Below are 18,353 nucleotides of genomic sequence, written 5' to 3' on the forward strand. Positions count from 1 at the left end.
CATGCGGCACTGCCAGGAATGCGCCGAGGCTTGCAGGGCTTGCGCAGAAGCTTGCGAAGCCATGACAACGCTCGAGAGCACAGCCACGATTCTGACTGCTGCTCAGTGAGCGTTCCAACGTTTCATACATCGGCATCGACGCCTCGCCCGTGTGAACCAAGCAGCTTGATATAAATCAACGTCGGGCCAAGCTGGAGTGTCTTCAAAAACCTGATGAGCGTCTCCCAGCGGGGAAAGACCATTGGAACACCGCGCGAATCTGACATGACGCTCAGTCCGCTCCTCCAAGCAATCCTGGGATGCAGTTGATACCGCCCCGGCGTCACTTCGACAATCACCAATTCATTGACCGCCTCCATGTGCAGCAGTTCGCTGAACTGAAGCAGTGTCATAGGTTCGTTGTCTGGATCGTTTGGAGGTCGGCTTCGTACACGTGAGGCCATGGTGCTTCGACCAGTCGCGTTGGAGACCCCGATTCTGCGCCGGACCCAACTATTTGGCGAATTACGGCCCCCTCTTTCCCTAACGTCGCATCTGGCTTCTAGAGTCTTAAATCGGCAACTCTCTCAATTCCTTACAAGGCACGTGTATGGACGATTGGCGATTAAGCTACTGGTCCCCAGCTTTTCATGGACTCCGAATGGCCCAGACACTCATTCAAATTCAGAAACAGATCGAGAAGCTTCAACGCCAGGCTGATGCGCTTCGCAGTCAAGAAATTGCAGGTGTGGTCGAACGAATCAAAGTCGCGATCGCACACTACGGCTTGACCGCAGACCAACTCGGATTGGTTTCGACCAGACCCTCGAGTCGAGCGACTGGTCAGGCTACTCGAAATACAAGCGTTTCGACCGTTGTCAAGTTCAGTGACGGCAACGGCAATTCCTGGTCCGGGCGGGGTCCACGACCTCTCTGGTTGCGCAATGCTCTGCAGAGTGGACGGACGCTCGATGAGTTTGCATCGGCGAAAGGACCTGCAAACGGCGCGACGCGCAGGGCGACGCGGTCAAAGGGTAAAGCGAAGGCTTTGGCCAGCAAGCAATATCGCGACGGCGCCGGAAACGCGTGGATTGGCCGCGGTCCCCGGCCGGCATGGCTCAAGGCCGCGCTGGCATCTGGCAAGCGCCTCGATGATTTTCTCGCGTAGGCGACCAATGCGCTGACGCATCGCGCACCGATGCATGTGTCAGCGCGCTGCGTTATCTGTCACGCTGCGGATGCTGCCGATTCAACGACATCGGCGTCGGGAGCGGCAATGCCGGTGACAGGGGCGGGATCTTCCCTGCGTCCAACCGATGCTGGATGGACTCCCTGGCCAGCGCAAGTTGAACTGCACGCGCTTCACTGGAACGAGCGGCGAGCAGCTGCTGCGCCTGCACCAGTTCGCGGTAGGCGCCCTTGAGCTCCGGATGCCGACGGAGTGCCTCGGTCTGGTCCATTCGCTCGAATGCGAGGGCTCGCGGAGGACGCGCTGACCTCGCTAGGTCAGCTTCTTCGCGACTTCCCGCCGTGCGACTTCGTTGGTCGCCATTTCGTTGGTCTTGTCGACCACCGTCTCGATCCATTCCTCGATCGAAGACGATCGAACGGGCGATGGGGGCGTCGCCGTTGGCCTGGCGGTAGCAGGCATCGGAGATCCGTCCTTCCTCGCGATGTCTTTCGAGTTCTGCTCGGAGGCGTTGTGCGATGCGCTCATGGTTTCCTTCATGTTCGAGTTGTGTGAGATGGTGCCACCCGTGCAGAGCCTTATGCTGCCCGGGGAATCGGTTGTCAAGGATGGTCAGTTCGACAGCATCACCGAAGCGTTCATTGATGGTTCGAAGGCCGGCTGGCAAGCCGCCCTGGATGTCGGCCATGACGTGGATGCTCGCTCCTCGACCGTATTCGTCGAAGCGTTGGAACGTGCGCTGAAGCGCGAGTTCCGGCGTCACGTGGACCGCGACGATCGCCGGCTTCAATCCGGCGTCCAATGCCGCCCGTATTTTCTGGATCGTCGGCTCGGGCCGGTTCAGCTGTCCCTCAAAGATCACGCGCGCATTCGCGGGGAACCCCGCGCCAATGACGGCTGAGGTCTTGCCGGCACCCGGGATCCCCGTCAGGAAGATGGCGGTGTCCCGGCGCGGATCGCTGTCGTCGCGCAGCGCGCGCCGGAACTGTTCAGACGCAAGCACCGCAGCCGCGTTGTGTACCGGCGCGTTGTACCGGTTGCGCGCCTCCTGCGACCGCTTGAAGTCGTCGAAAGTGTCCTTGAATGCATCCGCGGACACATAGCGCCCGCCGAAATTGAAAGGCGCCGCCCGGTAGGCAGCAATGAAGGGTTCAGGATCCGATTCGACCGCCCGGATGGTTTGGTCTTGCACCTCCGCGCGGTCGATCGGTGCGAATTCCTTGCGAAAGATGGGTTCCACTTTGATCTCTGACAGGAGTTGGTCACGGGGCCACGAGCGCGCCTTCAATGGAAGGACTCGCAGCGATCTGGCCAGCAGCCGTGGCAGGCTGGTCAGGCGCCGCCGGCGTTCCCAAAACTCCTCGGACGAGTTCGATCATGTTCGCCACGTCCTCGTCACTGAAGCGCGGCTCGGCCGGGTCGTGTCGGGCGAAGCGCAGCAGCCACTGAACGCCGCTGAGCATGCCGACGGCCTTCCGAGTGGCCCGCGCCAACTCATCACGCTCATCGACCAGCCAGCCCACTTCGGCAGCTGCTGCGCTACTCAGAAAGGGATGTCGTCCTCCTCAGGAGCAAAGGACTGGGACGACTCGCGCTCGCGCTGATCTGATGCCGGTGAAGCCCCCTCCCCTTCGTCGCCTTCAAAGGTGTTGGGCTTCTTGGGGCCGAGCATCTGCATCTGCTCGGCGACCACTTCCGTGGTCCACCGCTCGACACCATCCTTGTCGGTGTACTGCCGCGTCTGGAGCCGGCCGGCGATGTAGACCGGCGAGCCCTTGCGCAGGAACTTGTTCGCCCGCTCTGCCAGGCTCTTCCAAAGCACGACACGGTGCCACTCGGTGTGTTCCTTGTCAGTACCGCTGCGGTACGTGGTTGCCACCTGCATCGACGCGACCGGCGTCCCGGTGCCAGTCAAGCGGTACTCCGGCGACGCGCCCAGGTTTCCGATTAATCGGACCTCATTCACAAAAGCAGTAGACATTTCACTCCTTCAAAGTTCATTCCGCATCCAGCGGACAACAGTTGCATTATAGGTTGCTATATAAGATGCTATATAGCTTGGACGCTGGAGCCGATCGCCACGCGATCGACCTCATTCCCAGCCTCCTCATCCCTCCGCAGGCTCAGCGGGCCCCAGGCGCTCTGGTCAGGGGCTGGACCGCAGCGCCGCGCGCCAGGGTCCAATCGATCAATCTTGGGCGCCGTTGTCCGCCGCCTCAGCCTCAGCGTGGTCCGCGTAAGGCCTCAGAGTCGATGGCAGCCACCGCTTGCCCTCCAACAGCGCTTCGGCAGACTTCACGGCCTCGGCCTTCTTCATCTTTTCCAGGGGGCGAGCCGCCTCGGCGCCGCAAGCCTGCGTCACGGCCTCGATCATCTTGGCCTTCGACACATGCTCCAGGTAACGCCCGGAAGTCGGGGACCACCAATCGCCCATATCCAGGCCCAGCGCCTGCTCGATGCCCAAGGCCGCATCAAAGCCGCGACCGTTGGAGCGTTCGGGCGCAGGCCCCTGAACGCTGTACGAGCGCGCCACGCATCGGGCCAGCAGGTCCAGCAACTGCGGCACATCCATCGACTTCAACCGATCGAACAACCGGGCGGCGTCGCCAGGAAGATGGTCGGCCCAGGTCTCGGCCTGTTCCAAGGTGTGTGCGGCAGGGGCCTGGTCGAACTCGGCCGCGCACCTGGCGATGTCGCTGGCGTTGCTGTTGAACCGCACGCCGATCGGCGACCGCTGCCAGGGCTCGCGCTCCTGGGCGATGACCGTGTGCAGCAGTGCAGCCAGGGCCACCTTCGGGCTTTGCGTGAGCGCAGCCGCCACGGCAGCCGTCCGATGAGCCGTCAGGTTCTGGCACAGCGTCGAACTGAACTCGGCGCGCTCCTTCGGCATGGACTCGAAGGAGGGGGCGCCTGGACCAGCCCCGCTCGCTTCCTTGGAACCCGCAGCCATCTCCTTGCGATCCTCGGCGCGAACCAAGCCCTCCGCAGCCACCAACGCCCCACCGTCCCCGATGTAGACCACGACCCCCGCCATGGCCTTCTGCTCCGGGGTCCAGACCCGCAGCGCGGCCAACAGAGCGTCGCGCTGGCCGTCCAGTTCATCCCACCGATGCTCCAGCGACTCGGACTCGGCGCGTTGCGCGTCGGTCCACTCCCGGTCCTCTCCGGTGTCCTCGTCGTACTCGTTCAGCGCGTCGAGGTCGTCCATGCGGGACCGCAGGCTCGCAAGTTCGGCCTCCACCGCCGCAATCGCGGCTGCCTCAGCTTTGCTCGGCTCGGCCGCTTCGCAGTGAAGATGGGCGAACCTGGACTTCTCCGCGTACGGAAAGCTCAAGCGCCACTCGGTCCACTTCCACCCCGCCTCGCGCTTGGCGGCAGCATGCGATTCGAGTTTTTCCTGGGCAAGCCGGTTCAGCAGCACCCCGTCCTGAAGGAAGCTTTCGCTGCCCTCGGCAAAGAAGTCGGCCCGGACCGTGCCTCCTGCTTCACGGTAGGCATCGATCCCCACGAACCGCACCAACGGCAGGTCCGACCGGATTTCCTCGGCGGTCAGCGCCTGCTTGATGTAGTGGGGGCTGCGCTGGTACGGCGACAACGATTCCCACACCGCGACCTGCTGGGACTGATCGTCGCTCAGCGCGAGTGCCTGCAGTTGGCCCTGCTCGATCCGGTCCTCGCGGAACAGCGCGATGAACATCGGCGCAAGATTCGCAAGCTTCAACCTACGCTTGACCGTCAGAACCGAGACACCGAAAGCGACGGCGATCTGGCCGACGGTCATCCCCTCGTCCACATGCTTCTTGAACGCCTCCAATTGGTCAGCCGGATGCATCGGCTCCTGCGACACGTTCTCCACCAGGCTCACGGCCGTGGCCCGCTCCATCCCGAAGAACAGGCATTCGACCGGCGCGTCCTTGGCCAGCCTCCCTTGCTCCACCAGCCACATCATCGCAGCGAGTCGGCGGCCACCCGCCACCACCCCGAACGACTCCCCTTTGACCCCCTTGCGCTTCTCCCGTACGACGCACAACGGATACAACAGCCCCTGCGCCTCGATCATCGCGGCCAGGGCCGGGATCGTCGCCGGGTCCCGCCTCTTGCGGACGTTGCGCGCCGACAGGAACAGACGGTTCAAAGCGATGACCCGACGCTCACCCTTCTCGACCGGCACGGCCTCACCGGCCACGTCCACCGCAACATCCACCTCCTTGTCCACCACTTGATCGACAGCCGGCGTCACCACCGCACCGACCACGACACCCACCTCCCCCACACCCACCGCAGCTTCAAAAGCCATGAAATCTCTCCAATCCGACTGACCGGGTTCCAAGATTCAGAGCCCTTCAAAAATTGGCTCTGAGGGCCATGCGACAGCCCCGGTGTTGCTGCCGCCGTACTTCCTGAGTTCGTCGCCCGGTGCGCTGCCGCGCAGGGCATGGCCGGGGAGCCAGGGCAGGCCCGGAAGCCGCACGCGGCGCACAGCCGAAGGCGAGCACCGAACGGGTGAGGACCTGGCGCAGCAGACCCTTGCAGGCGCGATGCAGGCGCTCGAGCGCCGGCGCCGGCCCCGGACATGACCGGAGCAAAGTCACCGGCAAGAAGCGATGAACCCAGGAATACGGGAACACGCCAGCAGCCCCGTCGCATGCCCACAGAAGCCGGCGCGCGCCGAGCGCCACCTCGCGCCGCAGGACGCGACACTTCAGAAACGCTGCAAGCTTGAGACGAGTCCCGCGGTATTGGCCGCGGTGAACAGGTGCCCCGCTGCCGCTGCTGATGCCATCACGCTGTGCTACCTTCGCGGTCGCCTTTGCAAGGGAAGGAACACATGAAGCGATATGCAGCGCACGTCCGTGCGCTGGTGGCAGCGGCGCTGGCCGCCGTGAGCCTGGTGGCGAACGCCGATTTCAGCGGCAAGGTCGTCGGCGTCCTCGACGGCGACACCATCGACGTGCTCGTCGACCTGCAGCCGCGCCGCGTGCGGCTCGCGGAGATCGACGCACCCGAGAAGAGGCAGCCGTTCGGGACGCGGGCCCGCCAGGCACTGAGCGGCTACGTGTTCGGCCAAACTGTTCGGGTGCTGGACGACGGCACGGATCGCTACGGACGCACGATCGGCACCGTCGTGGTCGATGGCCGAAGCGTCAACCGCGCGATGGTCGGGGCTGGGATGGCCTGGGCCTATCGTCGCTACCTTGTCGACCAACGCCTGATCGCACTCGAGGCGCAGGCTCGGAAAGGTCGGCGAGGCCTGTGGGCCGATCCGGGACCGGTCGCGCCCTGGGACTGGCGCGCCCAGGCCCGCCTGGCTCATTGACGTTTGAAGCGCTGTCAGCCGGACGCCTCATCCGTTGATTGAAAGTCACCTACGCCTACCGAGGCTATCGCGGCGCAGATTCAGCGCTCCCAATTCCAAAGGAGATGCCATGGCAGACGACAAGACCAAGGTCGGCGGACAGGATCGGACGCGCATCAGCCTTAGCGAGGACTACGAAGTCCGAGACTGGTGCCAGTCACTCGGTGTGACCGAGACCCAGCTTCGCGAGGCCGTGGCCGCGGCTGGCAACGAAGCCGCCGCCGTGAGGGACTATCTGGCCAAGAAGAAGTGAACGCGCCGTTCCACCGTGAGCTCGTGAAGCGAGAAGGCCAGGCTCCCTGACCCCTCGGCTCGCGCAGAGCGCGCAGACTAGAAACTCAAAGAAGGGCCGCAAGGCCCTTCGCTTACATCAGGCCCAGCTCGGCCATGCTGGCAATCTTGTCGCCGGCAACGATGAAGTGATCCACTACGCGCACGTCCACGAGTGCCAGGGCGCTCTTGAGCTTTTGAGTGAGCGCCTCATCGGCGCGGCTGGGAACCGTGCTGCCCGAGGGGTGGTTGTGAACGAGCATCACCGCTGCGCTGTTCCTGCCAAGGACGTCCTTGAGAACCTCGCGCGGATACACGGAGGCCTCGTTGACGGTGCCTCGGAACATCTCCACGTACTCGAGCACGCGATGCTGCGAATCGAGATGCACGATGGCGAAGATCTCGTGCGGCAGTGTTCCCATGCGGGTGCGCAGAAAGTCTTTCACGACTGCCGGCGATTCCAGCACGTAGGTTCCCCGCACCTGGCTTGCCAGCAGACGCTGCGCCGCCTGCAGGATTTCCCGGTCTGCGGCCGGTCGATACTGGCCTGCAACTTCCTGAATGAGCAGCGAGGACGTTGCGGACGAAGCGAATGCGTGGAGAGAAGAGAGGAGATCGTGCGACATGGCTGTTTCCGGTGATTCGGGCGGGATTGCCCGAGACCGGAACCGGCACGCCGCAGCGCAGCTGTCAGGGTTCGCAGACGGCCGGCAGGCCGCAAGCGCATGCGTACGCATATGCAGCGCCGACCTTGACCGCGAGAACGGTGTGCAAGGATGAAGGGAAAAGCAAGCCAACCCCGTCACCCGGAGCTCACTGGCAAGCGAAGCGTGCAGCACCGAAGGATGCGAAGCCAGTGACATGCACCGCCACCTCAGCGCGGCCAGCGCGACGAGAGTGGCGGCTCGATGGCGTCGCGGTCCGCGACCACGGATGAACTCTGCGAAATCAGGCGCATCGTCGACGGTCCGCGCTGGTCGGCGGCGTGCGCCCCGTCGCCACCGGCTACTGAGGAGGCACCGGCCCTTCTCAAGCCGCCTCGATCGGGATGACAAGCCCGCGTGGGCGGGCGGAGGAGGCCCGGCCATCGAGTGCGTTGTCCGATCCGCGCAGCGCATGCGCCGTCGCGGTGAACCGTCCACGTTCCGAACGAATCACTTTGAACTCGTCGTCCACGACACCGTTGACGCGGGCCCACTGGTTCCAGGCGAAGCTCCTGCCTAGTCCGACGGTCGTGCTGGTGCTCGGAAAGCGGTCCGAGTTGCGGACCAGATCCGTCGAGCCGCGCTTGATGCCCGCGATGTAGATCAGGCCATCGAGGCGTCGCGCCGGAGACGATCAATCCTCGACGAGTTTCTCGACCTCGCGCCGGATCAACGCGTTCATGGCGTCTGAGCGCTGGAGGATTCGACGCGGCGACTGCCTGCCGACGAATCTGCTGCCGACCACCCCGCTTTCGTCCGTTGTGAACAGCGGCACAGCCTCATCCACAACGCGGTGGCGCTCGATGAAGTCGTTCCAGATCCGCAAGGCGGAGCTTTCCGGCGTGTTTGGCTCTCTTGATTGCGAAGCATCCATCTCCGGATCGTAGTGGCTGCGCGCAGTGCCATTTGATCGGCGGAGTTGGAGCAGTGACGGGCGGCGACGCGCTTCCGCTCCCAGTCGAGCGAGGCGGGCCAGTCGCGAGGTCGCGCAACCTGGTGGACGCCTTCGGTGTTCGTCGGGGCGCGCCCGCCTACGCCGTATGCGGACTTCCGCTAATCCCGGGTGGGCGGCCGTCCGGCATGCTGCACGATTCAACGTTGGCTTGTTCCTCGTGCGATGCCCGCTGTCAGAGCACTACAGGGCGCGACCACGTCCCTAATCACGATTTGCAGCTCCCAGAGAAAATGATGAACGCCCCAGCTTCCGACCCCACACCAAATGAAGATTTCATCGCGTTCGCACAGGAAGTCTTCCAGCTCGCGCGCAACGGTGACGCCCAGACGCTGACTCGCCTGCTACAGAAGGGCCTGCCGCCCAACATGAGCAACCACAAAGGCGATACGCTGCTGATGCTGGCGGCCTACCATGGCCACGTCGAGGCAACGAAGGCGTTGCTCGAAGCGAGCGCGGAGCCCGACCGGTTCAACGACATGGCGCAGACGCCATTGGGTGCCTCTACCTTCAAAGGCTACCTGCCGATCGTCCAGTTGTTGCTATCCCACGGCGCCAAGCCCGACTTCGCGCCGCCGGGCGGCAAGACGCCGTTGATGTTCGCGGCTATGTTCAACCGGCTCGAGATCCTGGACCTGTTGCTGGAGCAAGGCGTCGACATCAACGCGAAAAGCTCGGAAGGGCTGACCGCGCTGGAACTCGCCCGGAGCATGGGGGCAGCCGACACCGCTGCCCATCTGGAAGCGCGGGGAACCTGACGCAGCGCTCGGGCGCCGCCGTCCTTCACCCCTTCGACCTAGACCGTAACGATGACCTCTCCCTTTGAAGGGTTCCGCACTCCACCAGGATTCATGTGGAGGTGGACGTTCTGCGAAGAATGGAAAATCCTCGGTGGCATCGTCGAGAGCCAAGAGCATCTCGCCAAATGGGCGTCGCTCCTGTATCAGACGCGAAAGGACGAGGACCCTCGAAAGGTTGCTCAGGAAGAATTTGCGCAGACGGCCGGTCCGAGCTGACGCCCGGCGCCGCTTGGCGATCGCACAGTTAGCGTGAAGCTGCCCTTGCGCGCGCAGCCGGCTTCTTTGCCGCGGCTTTCTTCGATGCAGGAGCCACGACCTTCTTGCCGGCAGGCTTCAAGGCGCTCTTCTTCACGGGAGCCGGAGGCTTGCTGGCGTTCTTGGCGGCGGGCTTCTTGGTCTTGACGGCAGGCGGCAATGATGGTCTGCCCTTTTTCACCGGCACGCTCTTGGCGAGATGCGCCTGCACCTCAATGTAGCGTTCGTACGCCACCGCAAAGCGCTGGAGTGCGTGCACCACGTTCTGCCGAGTGCAGTCGTTCTGCTCCGCGATAGCCCTTAGCGGCAATCCCTGAACGTGGAAGCCATGCGCCAGCGCGAGAGTGAGGCCGGAGTCGACTCGAATCCTCAGGTAGGTCGTCGCACCGTCGAACTCCTCTTGAGTCAGCAGCTTCTCGGCCAGGATTGCTTTCATCGCGCGGCAAGTAGTTGAGGGTCTTCCTGCCGATGAAGAGGTGAGACTTCCGCTCCGCCCAAGGATGCATCGACAGGAAGCCTGTAGCTTACCGCATAGCAACCTTTATCACAGCGTTAGCAACACTGGCTCGCCGCCGCATGATGCGGCGGCGCTTCGATCCCGGAGGAAAAAATTGTTCCGTTGCTGCCGCTGCGCCGAAAAAGATCAGGACGATCGATCGTCGACCGCTTCAGCTTCTGGGCACGAAGAAATCCAAGAGCTTGCCGGTCGGGTCGTCGCCCAGCGTTTCTGTGTCGATCGTGTCGAGCCGGTGGGCGATCATGTGGAACTGCAGGGTAACGAGCCGGCGGATATCGGAATCCGTGGCGTTCGGGTGGTTGCCAGCCGCGCTGACCGCAGCCGTGACCTGGGCACGCGTGAACTGCATGGACTGGATTGGCGCGGGGGATGCGGCGACGGTCGCTGCTGTGGTTGCTGTTGCGGTTGCTTCTACGGGTACTGCTGTCGTGGTCATGGTCTCGGGCTGACGCCTAAAGGAAAAGCTCTCTGCTGCGAATCCTCGATTGCATCAGCGTTGCCCCGGATTGACCATCTACAGAGTTAACTAGTTTTGCGCGAATCTCGCTCGCCGGACATGGGCTAGCGCCCGAGGACTATCGGTCGAAGCGTTCGCGCTGCCGCAGGACCATCGGCACGGCCTGGGGCTTCGATGCATCCCGAAGCGTGAGCTCGAGCCCGGTTCGGCGCGCCGCAGCGGTCATCTGCGCCACGAAGATGTCGTCGCCAGAAAAAGTCAGCGAGCGTCCGTAGCGTGCGATTGCAACGCGGATCGCTGCGTCGTAGGCCTTGACATCGGCCTTGAGCACCGCGACGCCCTGCGCCGAATCGCGCACGAGTGGCATGGCGTCCGATCGGTAGGTCACTGCACCGCGCGCATCTACCGTGTAGCTTGGCAGTGGAAACACGGGCTGACTTACCGCTCCCGTGACCTTGGCGTCGAGTTCCGCCTCGTGCGGCGCCATCCGGCGCAGTTCGGCAAGTGCCGAGGTATCGCCCTCGCTGGCTAGCGATCGCAGAAACTCCCGGTAGTGCGCGTTGCGCGGCGGAACCCGGCTCGCAGCCTTCGTCTGCGAGCGATCCCCTGAAATCGTCTGCTCAGTGACGAAGCGCTCCGCGCGGGCCCGAGCCACGGCCGCCGCCCGCTGACGCCCGGCCAGCGGCTGAGCGGCGGCCTTGCGCCGCTTGTACAGGTCGCGCGCCGCCAGCACGCGCGCGCGGAATCCGGCGCCCTCCTCCGCCCGCTTCGCAGCCAGTTCTTCGAAGGCGCGGCTGCGCCATCGGTTGAACTGGCGCCACAGCACCTGGTCAGGCGGTGGCAACGCGCCGGCCAAGCTCGCGTGATAGCAGTCACGAAGCACTTGCTCGGCCTCTGCCCACGGGCGCCGCAGATGCTTGGTGAAGAAGTCCCCGAGGTTGTACTGCTTGCCCCCATGCAGAATCCGCGGCAGCCCGTCCCGTCCGGTCCCAATGGTGTACTGCGCTACGTCGATCCCGTAGAGGCGCTGCGCCGCGGCCAGGACAACCGCAGGGTTCGTCTCCGACTTCAACCGATCGTGCGCGACATCCTTGCGGTGCATCGACGCTGCGATGGTCTGGATGACGGTCTGCGACCGGCGCGGCGGGTTCGCCGTCAGTCGGCGCAGTGCGATCGCAAGCGCTTGTCCGATCTCTCGTCGACGGAGCGCACCACGCAATCTCTGCGGATCGCGCGCCAGCAGCCTCGCGCGAGCGATCGCAGCGGCAGATCGGGCGACGCGCTCCTCGGCGCTCAGCGGTTCTTGGTCTGGCGCGCGATCTTGGCGTAGTCCGCGCAAAGCGGCTTCAAGAGCTGCGCCAAGATTTCGGCGGCGGAAGTACCTTGCGATCGTCGCAGGGTCAGCAATAGCTTGTCGGCCACGCGCAACAGCCGCTGCTGCGCGGCGTAGCAGGCCCGCGCGTTGGCTATCGCGGCCGAGATCTGTTCCGGGGTCGGAGGGGTCATGATGTGATTGAGAAGCGTCGCCGGCGCCCGCATCCTGTGGCTGACACTCCACGAGGATCGCACGCGCCTCGGCCCAGAGCCGCTGCAGGTGCTTCGTGAAAAAATCGCCCAGGTTGTACTGCCGGCCCTCATGGAGGATCCGGGGGGTGCCATCCTTGCCTGGGGCGATGCCGTACACCGCCGGGTCGATGCCGAACCGGCGCTGGGCGGCGTCGAGCACCCGTCGCGGGTCGGCCCGAGCCTTCAGCTCTGCGTCGCTTCGATTCCGAGATGGTCCTTGATCTGGTCCGAGCTGGCCTTCAGGGGCGCCAGCAGCTTCTCGAGCGTCTTGACCAAGCCGTCTTCGGACGGTGTTTCCATCTCGGACAGAATGTTCTCGAAGGTCAGGGCGATCTGCAGCTGCTGCTCCGCGATTTCGTCGAGCAGGTTTGTGAGTCGGTTGAGGTCTTCCATGTTTGAGGTCCTTGATTAATCGGGCCAGCCGATTGGCCAGGCCAACGGAGCGCGGAGTCGGCGTCCCGCCCTCCTCCACGCGCGAGACCGCTTGAACGATGGCCGCCCCTGCGGCGTCGACAAGTTGGTTCTCGATCGGCGTGTCATAGGCGGCAAGCCGGGCTCGGGTCTCGGCCCGCCGCGTATCGATGAATGCCGCGCGCGCCTCGGGGGTCATAGCCTTGTAGGCCTTGCGCATGCGCGGCGAGGCGACATAGCGCGCCTCGAAGGCGCCCTGCTCGACCCACCGTGCGACATCGGCGTCCCAATCTCGAGCCGACCCGTCCTGGCGCAGCGCCTCGGCGGCGCCCGCAAACACCGCGCGGCCGAACTCCTTGAGATTGATGCCTTTGTCAGCCCATCCCGGCTTGACGTTGATGTAGTCGTCGTCTTTGCCCCGCCTCACGGTGACTGCCCCGATGGCACGCGCCGCCTCCACGAGGCCGTCGAAGCTGTCCACCTGCCGGCTCGCCACGAGCGAAGCCAGGTAGGCACGGATCTGCTTGGGACTCTGGCCATCAAAACCCGCAACGTGCCGGCTCAGCGGGTGCTGCAAGCCTTCCGATCCACGCCGTGAGTCCAGCGGACTGCGCAAGCCGAAGCGCTGGTTGATCTGCTCCTGGATGGCCTGAGCAGCCCACTGCGTCGCTTCGCCGTAGCCGAACGGATTCAGATAGCGATCCGACTCCAGGTTCCGCGTTGGGATGACGATGTGCACGTGCGGCAACCTCGCCTCGTAGTCTCCGGAGCTCGCGTTAAGTTCATGCGTGACCTTCGGGATGTGGGCCTCGGCATAAAGCATGTACTCGCTTGAGTCGTAGGCCGCCATCAGCAACTCACGGTACGCCTCCACGATCTCGTGCAGACGCTGCGCGTTGATCTGGCCCGGCCCGCACGCCTCGGCCGACGTGAACTGCTCGGCGAAGCCCAGCGTGATGTGGAGGTAACGCGCGTCGCCATGCCGCTTCGTCTCGATGGCGTCGATGATGGCGTCGAGCAACTCGATGTCACCGGCGAGCGGGATCCTCTCGTCGATCAGATCTCGCTCGAACTCCCTGCCCTTCTTGCGCCCGGTTTCGAGGTACGCCTTGATCCCCTCGGATGCAGCGTTAACGCGAATCAGCACGGGCGACCGCCTCTCTGAACGCGCCGTAGATCTCATCGAGCGTCGCCAGCGCCCGCGCGCAGTCCTGCTGCGACATGCGGCCCTCCAGCCGCAACGCGTTGAAGCGATGAGCGAGCTGGTTCAGGTTGTTGCCGGCCTTCGCCGCCTGGAACAGCAAGGCCTTGAGCTCGGGGTGCTGCTGCGGCCTGGCGACGATCTCGGTCTGGTTGTCGAGGATCGCCCGCTCGAACCACGCGCGGCCCGAAATTCCCGCTTCCCTGGCGCGCGCGGTCAACTTCGCATGCGCTTCTGCGCTGAGTCGGAACGACGCAACCTTCGTCTTCGGCGGCTCCGAGTTCACGCGCCAGCGTCTCGACGCGCCGCAGCCGCGCCATGATCGGCGTTGCAATGCAGGTGCATGGACTCCTCACTCATCTTGTTCGCGGCGAATCGAAGGTCGCCAATCAAATTGCGGCGCGAGTATGCACGCGAGATCTCAGAGGCGTAGCCGAATCGGTTTCAAAGGCAGAGCCTTTGGCACGGGTATTTTGCAGAGGCGTCGCCGCTGTAAACATACCCAACGTGCCTCGCTGATCGCGTGAACGGTGCCGACATCCGGCTGCGCCGGGATTGCGGGGGATTTCATGAGAATGGCTGAGACGCTGCGAGCACGCAAGCGACGCCGCGAAACGCAACGAGTCGAACTGAGATCGCGTGAACGCACGAAAGATCTCAGGAGACTTCGTGAAATTCATCAAGAACAGTGCCTCGCTCTTGCGACATACTGCGCGCCTCGTGGATGTCGCAAGCGTCGTCGCAGCCGCGCGATGGCGCGAGACGCAGCGAGACCTGGAGGTTGCACCGATGAAGTTTCCCAACGACGCAGAGCTGCGCAAGCTCGAAGACGAGTTCAAGGCGCGACGCGCGCCCGACAGGGTGTCGAACCTGGCGCGGTTCGTGCCGACGATGCTGCGCTTTCACCTCGACGGCTACTCGCGCCAGGCCACCTATGAATTCCTCAAGGGAACCGCGCTGATCTCGTGCTCGCGAGCTTCCTTCTACCGATGGATCGAAAGCAACCTAGACCTGGCAGCCGAGGCGAAGGCATACGCCGAAGTGGAGCGCGAGGCCCTGCCGCGCGACGAGTCGAAACCAACGAACTCGAACAAGCCTAGCGCTCAGGCCGCGCCAGCGCTCATGAAGACTGCGCCGGCTCATAGCAGCGAGGCCGCGTGCGCCGACGAAGGAACGCAATGTTGTGAACCTCCGGCGTCGATAGCAACCTTTACTGCATCCTTGAAGGATGCATTGGTGGTACGATCGAGTTCAGTCATCAAGCCCACCGATGCTTCGACCGATCGCGCGGGCAAGCTGGCCATGCTCAGTTCCATCCTCAGTCGGATGGAGGAGCAGGACATGGGTGTCGTGGCAGAGCGAACCCTGTCGCGCCTCGACAAGCGAGACAGCGACTTGGCTCGCGCCAAGGTGAACATGCATTACGCGCAATGATCGACGCAGGGAACAGAGTGAGTGGAATTGGTAAGTGAGCAAGAAATCTGGAATCAAGGTTGCGGTCCTGAACTACTCGGGCAATGTCGGCAAGTCGACGCTGGCCCGGCACCTGCTTCAGCCGCGCATGGGCAACTGCCCAATCACGTTCGTGGAATCGATCAACGAGGGCGGTGACGAAACGAACGTCAAGGGCAAGGACTTCTCGACCGTGATGGTCGACGTTCTCGCGTCCGATCAAGCGATCGTGGACATCGGCAGCAGCAACATCGAGCAGGTGTTCTCGAAGGTCGGCCGCATGGGCGACGTGCTCGACGGCTTCGACTACTTCCTGATCCCCACGGTCTCCAAGGCGAAGCAGCAGGCCGATACCGTGAAGGTCATTCGTGAACTGGTGTCCCTGGCCGTCCCAGAAGAAAAGTTGAAGCTGGTCCTGAACTTCGTCGATCCCGAAGATGACGTGGACAAGATGTTCCACCACGTCATCCAGGCGTCGCAGGCACTTGGCATCGCGAGCGCGGTCGTGCACGAAAGCGAGGGCTATGCGTATCTCGCGACGCGCAGCGTCGACGAGTGCGTCGCCGAAGGTCGGGACTTTCGCGCTGAGATCGCCGCGGCTCAGACCAAGCAGGAGAAGGTCGAGCTTGCGACGGCGCAAGTGTTCTCGCGCATCGCGCGTGGCATCCAGCGCGAGCTCGACGAAGTCTTCGCGAAGTTGTTTGTCCAAGCTGCATGACCTCGGCTGGCAAAAGCCTTGTCGATGCCTTTCACGCTGAGTTGCTGGTCGAAGTCCAAGAGCTCAGCGCCAACGTCGAAGCGCTCAAGGCCCAGGTTCCGGCCATCACTGCCGATATACAGGCCAGCGCTGATGGAGTCAGGTCATCCGCCAAGCAGACGCTTACCGACTTTGAGGCCATGGGCCTCGCGCTGACCAATGTTCTTCGTCGGCGCGTTGCCGACGAACATGCTGAAGCGGCCCGCGTCCACGCGGAAATCAGCCAGCACACCGAGCGTGCTCTGCAAGGCCTCACGAGGCACCTGTGGCTCCTGATCGGGCTCGCCGGAGCGAACGTCTTGCTGCTTGCGGCGATTCTGGTAGGCCAGCACTTCTGAGCCCCACCGCCGCCGCCGCCGCCGCCGGAGATTCGGCGCGGCCGCATTGAACTCTCTCGCTTGCGAGATCCTATTTTTCTCGGGCGGCAACGCCTTGAGTAGCTACTCCCATGAATGACGTACTGATTGTCGAAGATCACCCCTTTGTGGCCCACGCCACCAAAGAGCTGATCAGCCACAACTATCCCCTGCTGCAGATCTCCGTGCGCTCGAGCGCCACCGCCGTCCGATCCGCGCTTTCCGACCCCACGAAGGTGTGGCACCGGATCCTTCTGGACCTGGATGTCCCCGGTGCTCATGGCCTGTCCCTGGCGACGGAGCTCAGGGACAGAGGGCTAGCAGGGATCACCTGCGTGGTGACAGCGATGCATCGGCAGGATTTCGTGGCACAAGCGAAGGCGATGGGCTTCTTGGGCTACATCATCAAGGCGACCCCGGTCGATGCCTTTGCGTCGGCGCTGGATCAGATCTTCCGCGGCGAGCGCTGCTTCGCAGCAGCGCCCCCTGTCGACCGCATGAGAGACGAAACAACACTGCGGATCACACGCCGGCAGGCTCAAGTGCTGGACCTGGTCCGATCCGGGTTCAGCTCCAAGGAGATAGGTCGAGCACTCGGCCTATCGGAGGGGACCGTCAACAATCACATCAACGCGGCGATGGCAGCGCTGAACGTTAAGACGCGCAGCCATGCGGTAACCAAGGCCATCGAGGGCGGGATGCTCAGTCAGGCGCCCGGGCCTCACCCCGAAGCCACTCGGCTGGGGGCCCAATGAGCGCGCAAGAAGACCTTCAGTGGCCCACACACAGCCTGTTCGGCAAGCTGCTGGAAGCGGGAAGCCCGAGCCTGGGCAGGTCGTGGGGCCCGAACCAGATTGCCTTCCTGGTGGCCAACCTCGCGATCGGTTTGGCCGAGCTGACAGGACCCACCGGCAGCTGCTGGGCCTTCTTGCTCTGGCTCCTGAGCGCCCTCACCATCGGCGGTGCGCGGGCCAGCCTGTATTTCGCAATTACGCGCCACGCGGAATCCCGGCGCCGGTACCCGCGTCTCGTTGCCGTCATCTCCGTGTTGTCCACCGTCCACTGGCTCTGGACCGTATGGCTCTATGTCGGCAGCGAGCTCACGGACACGATCGGGATGCTGTTGATCAGCTTCGTGATGCTCTCCCTGGCTGCAACTCGGGTTTGGACGCGTTCGCCAGTCGCTTCCGGTGCTTATGTCGCGGCTCTATGGGCCGGACTGTCGCTGCGCGCGTACCAGGTCGACCTTGTTTCGCCCGAGGTCATCATCGCCGGCGACGTCATCGCTGGCGTGATTACATGGCTCGGCATCCTGGCAGCCAGACAGCCAAAGGCGTCACTGGCCCACGGTATCGAAGCGGATCGCATGTTTGCCAAGATGACGGAGGTCAAGGAGACGCTGGAGCAGCGTGTGGACGACACGGCGTCGATCCTTGAGCAACGTTCAAACTTCTTTGCAGGCGCAAGCCACGACTTCAAGCAGCGGCTCCACGCTATGAAGCTCATGGGCTATTCGGCGCTCGCCGAGGTGCCGCAGGAGCATCCTGCACACGCGACTTTGATTCGGATGTCGGCCGAGATGCAAGAGCTCGAGCACTACTTCAACGAAGTGCTGGACTTTGCTCGCGTTGAGGCGATCGATACGAAACCGCAACGACAGGTGATTCCGCTGCAGCGCCTGATGCAGAAGGTCGATCTCCACTTTGAGGCTGTCGCGGCAACCCGCAACGTACGAATGCACGTCCGACCCACGGGATTGCTCGTCGAGACCGATCCGGCGATGCTGCAACGCATCCTCGAAAACCTCGTTTCCAATGCACTGAAGTTCACACGAAGCGGCGTTTTGGTCGCTGCGCGCAAGCGCGGGGACTTCGTCATGCTGGAAGTCTGGGATCAAGGTCCTGGCGTCAGCGACGAGCTTCGCGCCCGGATCTTCGACGCGTTCCACGAGGATGCCAGCGCTGCGGCCGACGGGCAGCGCGGAAGCGGCCTGGGCCTCACCGTGGTGAAACGGTTCGCCGACCGCCTGCGCCACCCGGTCACTATTCAGAGCCGGCCAGCAAAAGGCACTGTTTTTAGGGTTCAGCTTCCCGCTGCCAGATCCTGACACCGACAAAGCCAGTATTTGCGC

Annotated in this window: 21 protein-coding genes; 10 read left to right on the forward strand and 11 right to left on the reverse strand. The window is 63.6% G+C overall.

Features of this window, described 5'->3' with window-relative positions; genetic code table 11:
* Position 1 precedes the first annotated feature (1 nt).
* A complete protein-coding gene (locus B0W80_RS36410) occupies positions 2–109 on the forward strand; it encodes a four-helix bundle copper-binding protein (RefSeq protein WP_306171848.1) in 108 nt (35 codons plus the stop codon).
* A 13-nt stretch (positions 110–122) separates the two neighbouring features.
* Here the strand turns inward: B0W80_RS36410 and B0W80_RS10695 are convergent, their stop codons facing one another.
* Positions 123–392, reverse strand: coding sequence for a hypothetical protein (locus tag B0W80_RS10695; RefSeq protein ID WP_076999116.1), 270 nt, complete (start codon positions 390–392; stop codon positions 123–125).
* A 248-nt stretch (positions 393–640) separates the two neighbouring features.
* Here B0W80_RS10695 and B0W80_RS36175 point away from each other — a divergent pair, with 248 nt between their 5' ends.
* Positions 641–1,147, forward strand: coding sequence for an H-NS family nucleoid-associated regulatory protein (locus B0W80_RS36175; protein WP_076999117.1), 507 nt, complete (start codon positions 641–643; stop codon positions 1,145–1,147).
* 52 nt (positions 1,148–1,199) lie between these two features.
* On the opposite strand, the gene B0W80_RS10705 is transcribed toward B0W80_RS36175, so the two are convergent.
* The 4 genes from B0W80_RS10705 to B0W80_RS10720 form a co-directional block, all read right to left on the reverse strand.
* Positions 1,200–2,408 carry a zeta toxin family protein gene (locus B0W80_RS10705; RefSeq protein WP_143684564.1) on the reverse strand — a complete coding sequence of 403 codons (1,209 nt, stop codon included), beginning with the start codon at positions 2,406–2,408 and terminating at the stop codon, positions 1,200–1,202.
* A 22-nt stretch (positions 2,409–2,430) separates the two neighbouring features.
* A complete protein-coding gene (locus tag B0W80_RS10710) occupies positions 2,431–2,691 on the reverse strand; it encodes a hypothetical protein (RefSeq protein ID WP_076999119.1) in 261 nt (86 codons plus the stop codon).
* Positions 2,692–2,711: 20 nt separating this feature from the next.
* On the reverse strand, positions 2,712–3,149 hold the full coding sequence (locus B0W80_RS10715) for a single-stranded DNA-binding protein (RefSeq protein WP_076999120.1): 438 nt from the start codon (positions 3,147–3,149) through the stop codon (positions 2,712–2,714).
* Positions 3,150–3,356: 207 nt separating this feature from the next.
* Positions 3,357–5,465, reverse strand: a complete 2,109-nt coding sequence (locus B0W80_RS10720) for a ParB/RepB/Spo0J family partition protein (protein ID WP_076999121.1) — start codon at positions 5,463–5,465, stop codon at positions 3,357–3,359.
* 531 nt (positions 5,466–5,996) lie between these two features.
* Here B0W80_RS10720 and B0W80_RS10725 point away from each other — a divergent pair.
* Together B0W80_RS10725 and B0W80_RS10730 are read left to right on the forward strand one after the other, a co-directional pair.
* Complete coding sequence (locus tag B0W80_RS10725; RefSeq protein WP_076999122.1) at positions 5,997–6,485, forward strand: thermonuclease family protein; 489 nt, start codon at positions 5,997–5,999, stop codon at positions 6,483–6,485.
* A gap of 109 nt (positions 6,486–6,594) precedes the next feature.
* Positions 6,595–6,777 (forward strand): DUF3606 domain-containing protein, encoded by a 183-nt coding sequence (locus tag B0W80_RS10730; protein ID WP_076999123.1) that lies wholly within the window; start codon positions 6,595–6,597, stop codon positions 6,775–6,777.
* Between the two features lie 112 nt (positions 6,778–6,889).
* Here the strand turns inward: B0W80_RS10730 and radC are convergent, their stop codons facing one another.
* Positions 6,890–7,420, reverse strand: coding sequence for a DNA repair protein RadC (radC, locus tag B0W80_RS10735; RefSeq protein WP_076999124.1), 531 nt, complete (start codon positions 7,418–7,420; stop codon positions 6,890–6,892).
* A gap of 712 nt (positions 7,421–8,132) precedes the next feature.
* Complete coding sequence (locus B0W80_RS10740) at positions 8,133–8,372, reverse strand: hypothetical protein (protein ID WP_143684565.1); 240 nt, start codon at positions 8,370–8,372, stop codon at positions 8,133–8,135.
* 314 nt (positions 8,373–8,686) lie between these two features.
* On the opposite strand from B0W80_RS10740, the gene B0W80_RS10745 reads away from it, so the two are divergent.
* Entirely contained in the window at positions 8,687–9,208 is a 522-nt protein-coding gene (locus B0W80_RS10745; protein ID WP_076999126.1) for an ankyrin repeat domain-containing protein, read from the forward strand.
* A gap of 286 nt (positions 9,209–9,494) precedes the next feature.
* Here B0W80_RS10745 and B0W80_RS10750 read toward each other — a convergent pair whose 3' ends face one another.
* The 4 genes from B0W80_RS10750 to mobC all read right to left on the reverse strand — a co-directional run bounded on the left by B0W80_RS10750 (position 9,495) and on the right by mobC (position 13,943).
* Positions 9,495–9,941 carry a hypothetical protein gene (locus B0W80_RS10750; protein WP_076999127.1) on the reverse strand — a complete coding sequence of 149 codons (447 nt, stop codon included), beginning with the start codon at positions 9,939–9,941 and terminating at the stop codon, positions 9,495–9,497.
* A 232-nt stretch (positions 9,942–10,173) separates the two neighbouring features.
* On the reverse strand, positions 10,174–10,458 hold the full coding sequence (locus B0W80_RS10755; protein ID WP_143684566.1) for a hypothetical protein: 285 nt from the start codon (positions 10,456–10,458) through the stop codon (positions 10,174–10,176).
* Positions 10,459–10,597: 139 nt separating this feature from the next.
* Complete coding sequence (locus B0W80_RS10760; protein WP_076999129.1) at positions 10,598–13,603, reverse strand: LPD7 domain-containing protein; 3,006 nt, start codon at positions 13,601–13,603, stop codon at positions 10,598–10,600.
* On the reverse strand, positions 13,587–13,943 hold the full coding sequence (gene mobC / locus B0W80_RS10765; RefSeq protein WP_076999130.1) for a plasmid mobilization relaxosome protein MobC: 357 nt from the start codon (positions 13,941–13,943) through the stop codon (positions 13,587–13,589). Before mobC ends, B0W80_RS10760 begins: the two co-directional genes overlap by 17 nt.
* Positions 13,944–14,326: 383 nt before the next feature.
* Between mobC and B0W80_RS10770 the strand changes: the two genes are divergently transcribed.
* The 5 genes from B0W80_RS10770 to B0W80_RS10790 all read left to right on the forward strand — a co-directional run bounded on the left by B0W80_RS10770 (position 14,327) and on the right by B0W80_RS10790 (position 18,329).
* A complete protein-coding gene (locus tag B0W80_RS10770; protein WP_076999131.1) occupies positions 14,327–15,091 on the forward strand; it encodes a hypothetical protein in 765 nt (254 codons plus the stop codon).
* Between the two features lie 34 nt (positions 15,092–15,125).
* The gene (stbB, locus tag B0W80_RS10775) at positions 15,126–15,827 is read left to right on the forward strand and encodes a StbB family protein (RefSeq protein ID WP_076999132.1); all 702 of its coding nucleotides are present in this window, start codon (positions 15,126–15,128) and stop codon (positions 15,825–15,827) included.
* A complete protein-coding gene (locus tag B0W80_RS10780; RefSeq protein WP_076999133.1) occupies positions 15,824–16,204 on the forward strand; it encodes a hypothetical protein in 381 nt (126 codons plus the stop codon). The genes stbB and B0W80_RS10780 overlap by 4 nt, the downstream gene beginning before the upstream one ends.
* A 110-nt stretch (positions 16,205–16,314) precedes the next feature.
* Positions 16,315–16,977, forward strand: coding sequence for a response regulator transcription factor (locus tag B0W80_RS10785; protein WP_076999134.1), 663 nt, complete (start codon positions 16,315–16,317; stop codon positions 16,975–16,977).
* Positions 16,974–18,329 (forward strand): HAMP domain-containing sensor histidine kinase, encoded by a 1,356-nt coding sequence (locus tag B0W80_RS10790; protein ID WP_076999135.1) that lies wholly within the window; start codon positions 16,974–16,976, stop codon positions 18,327–18,329. Before B0W80_RS10785 ends, B0W80_RS10790 begins: the two co-directional genes overlap by 4 nt.
* Positions 18,330–18,353: the final 24 nt, after the last annotated feature.

Source organism: Variovorax sp. KK3 (genome assembly GCF_001984055.1).
Taxonomy (GTDB): domain Bacteria; phylum Pseudomonadota; class Gammaproteobacteria; order Burkholderiales; family Burkholderiaceae_C; genus Variovorax.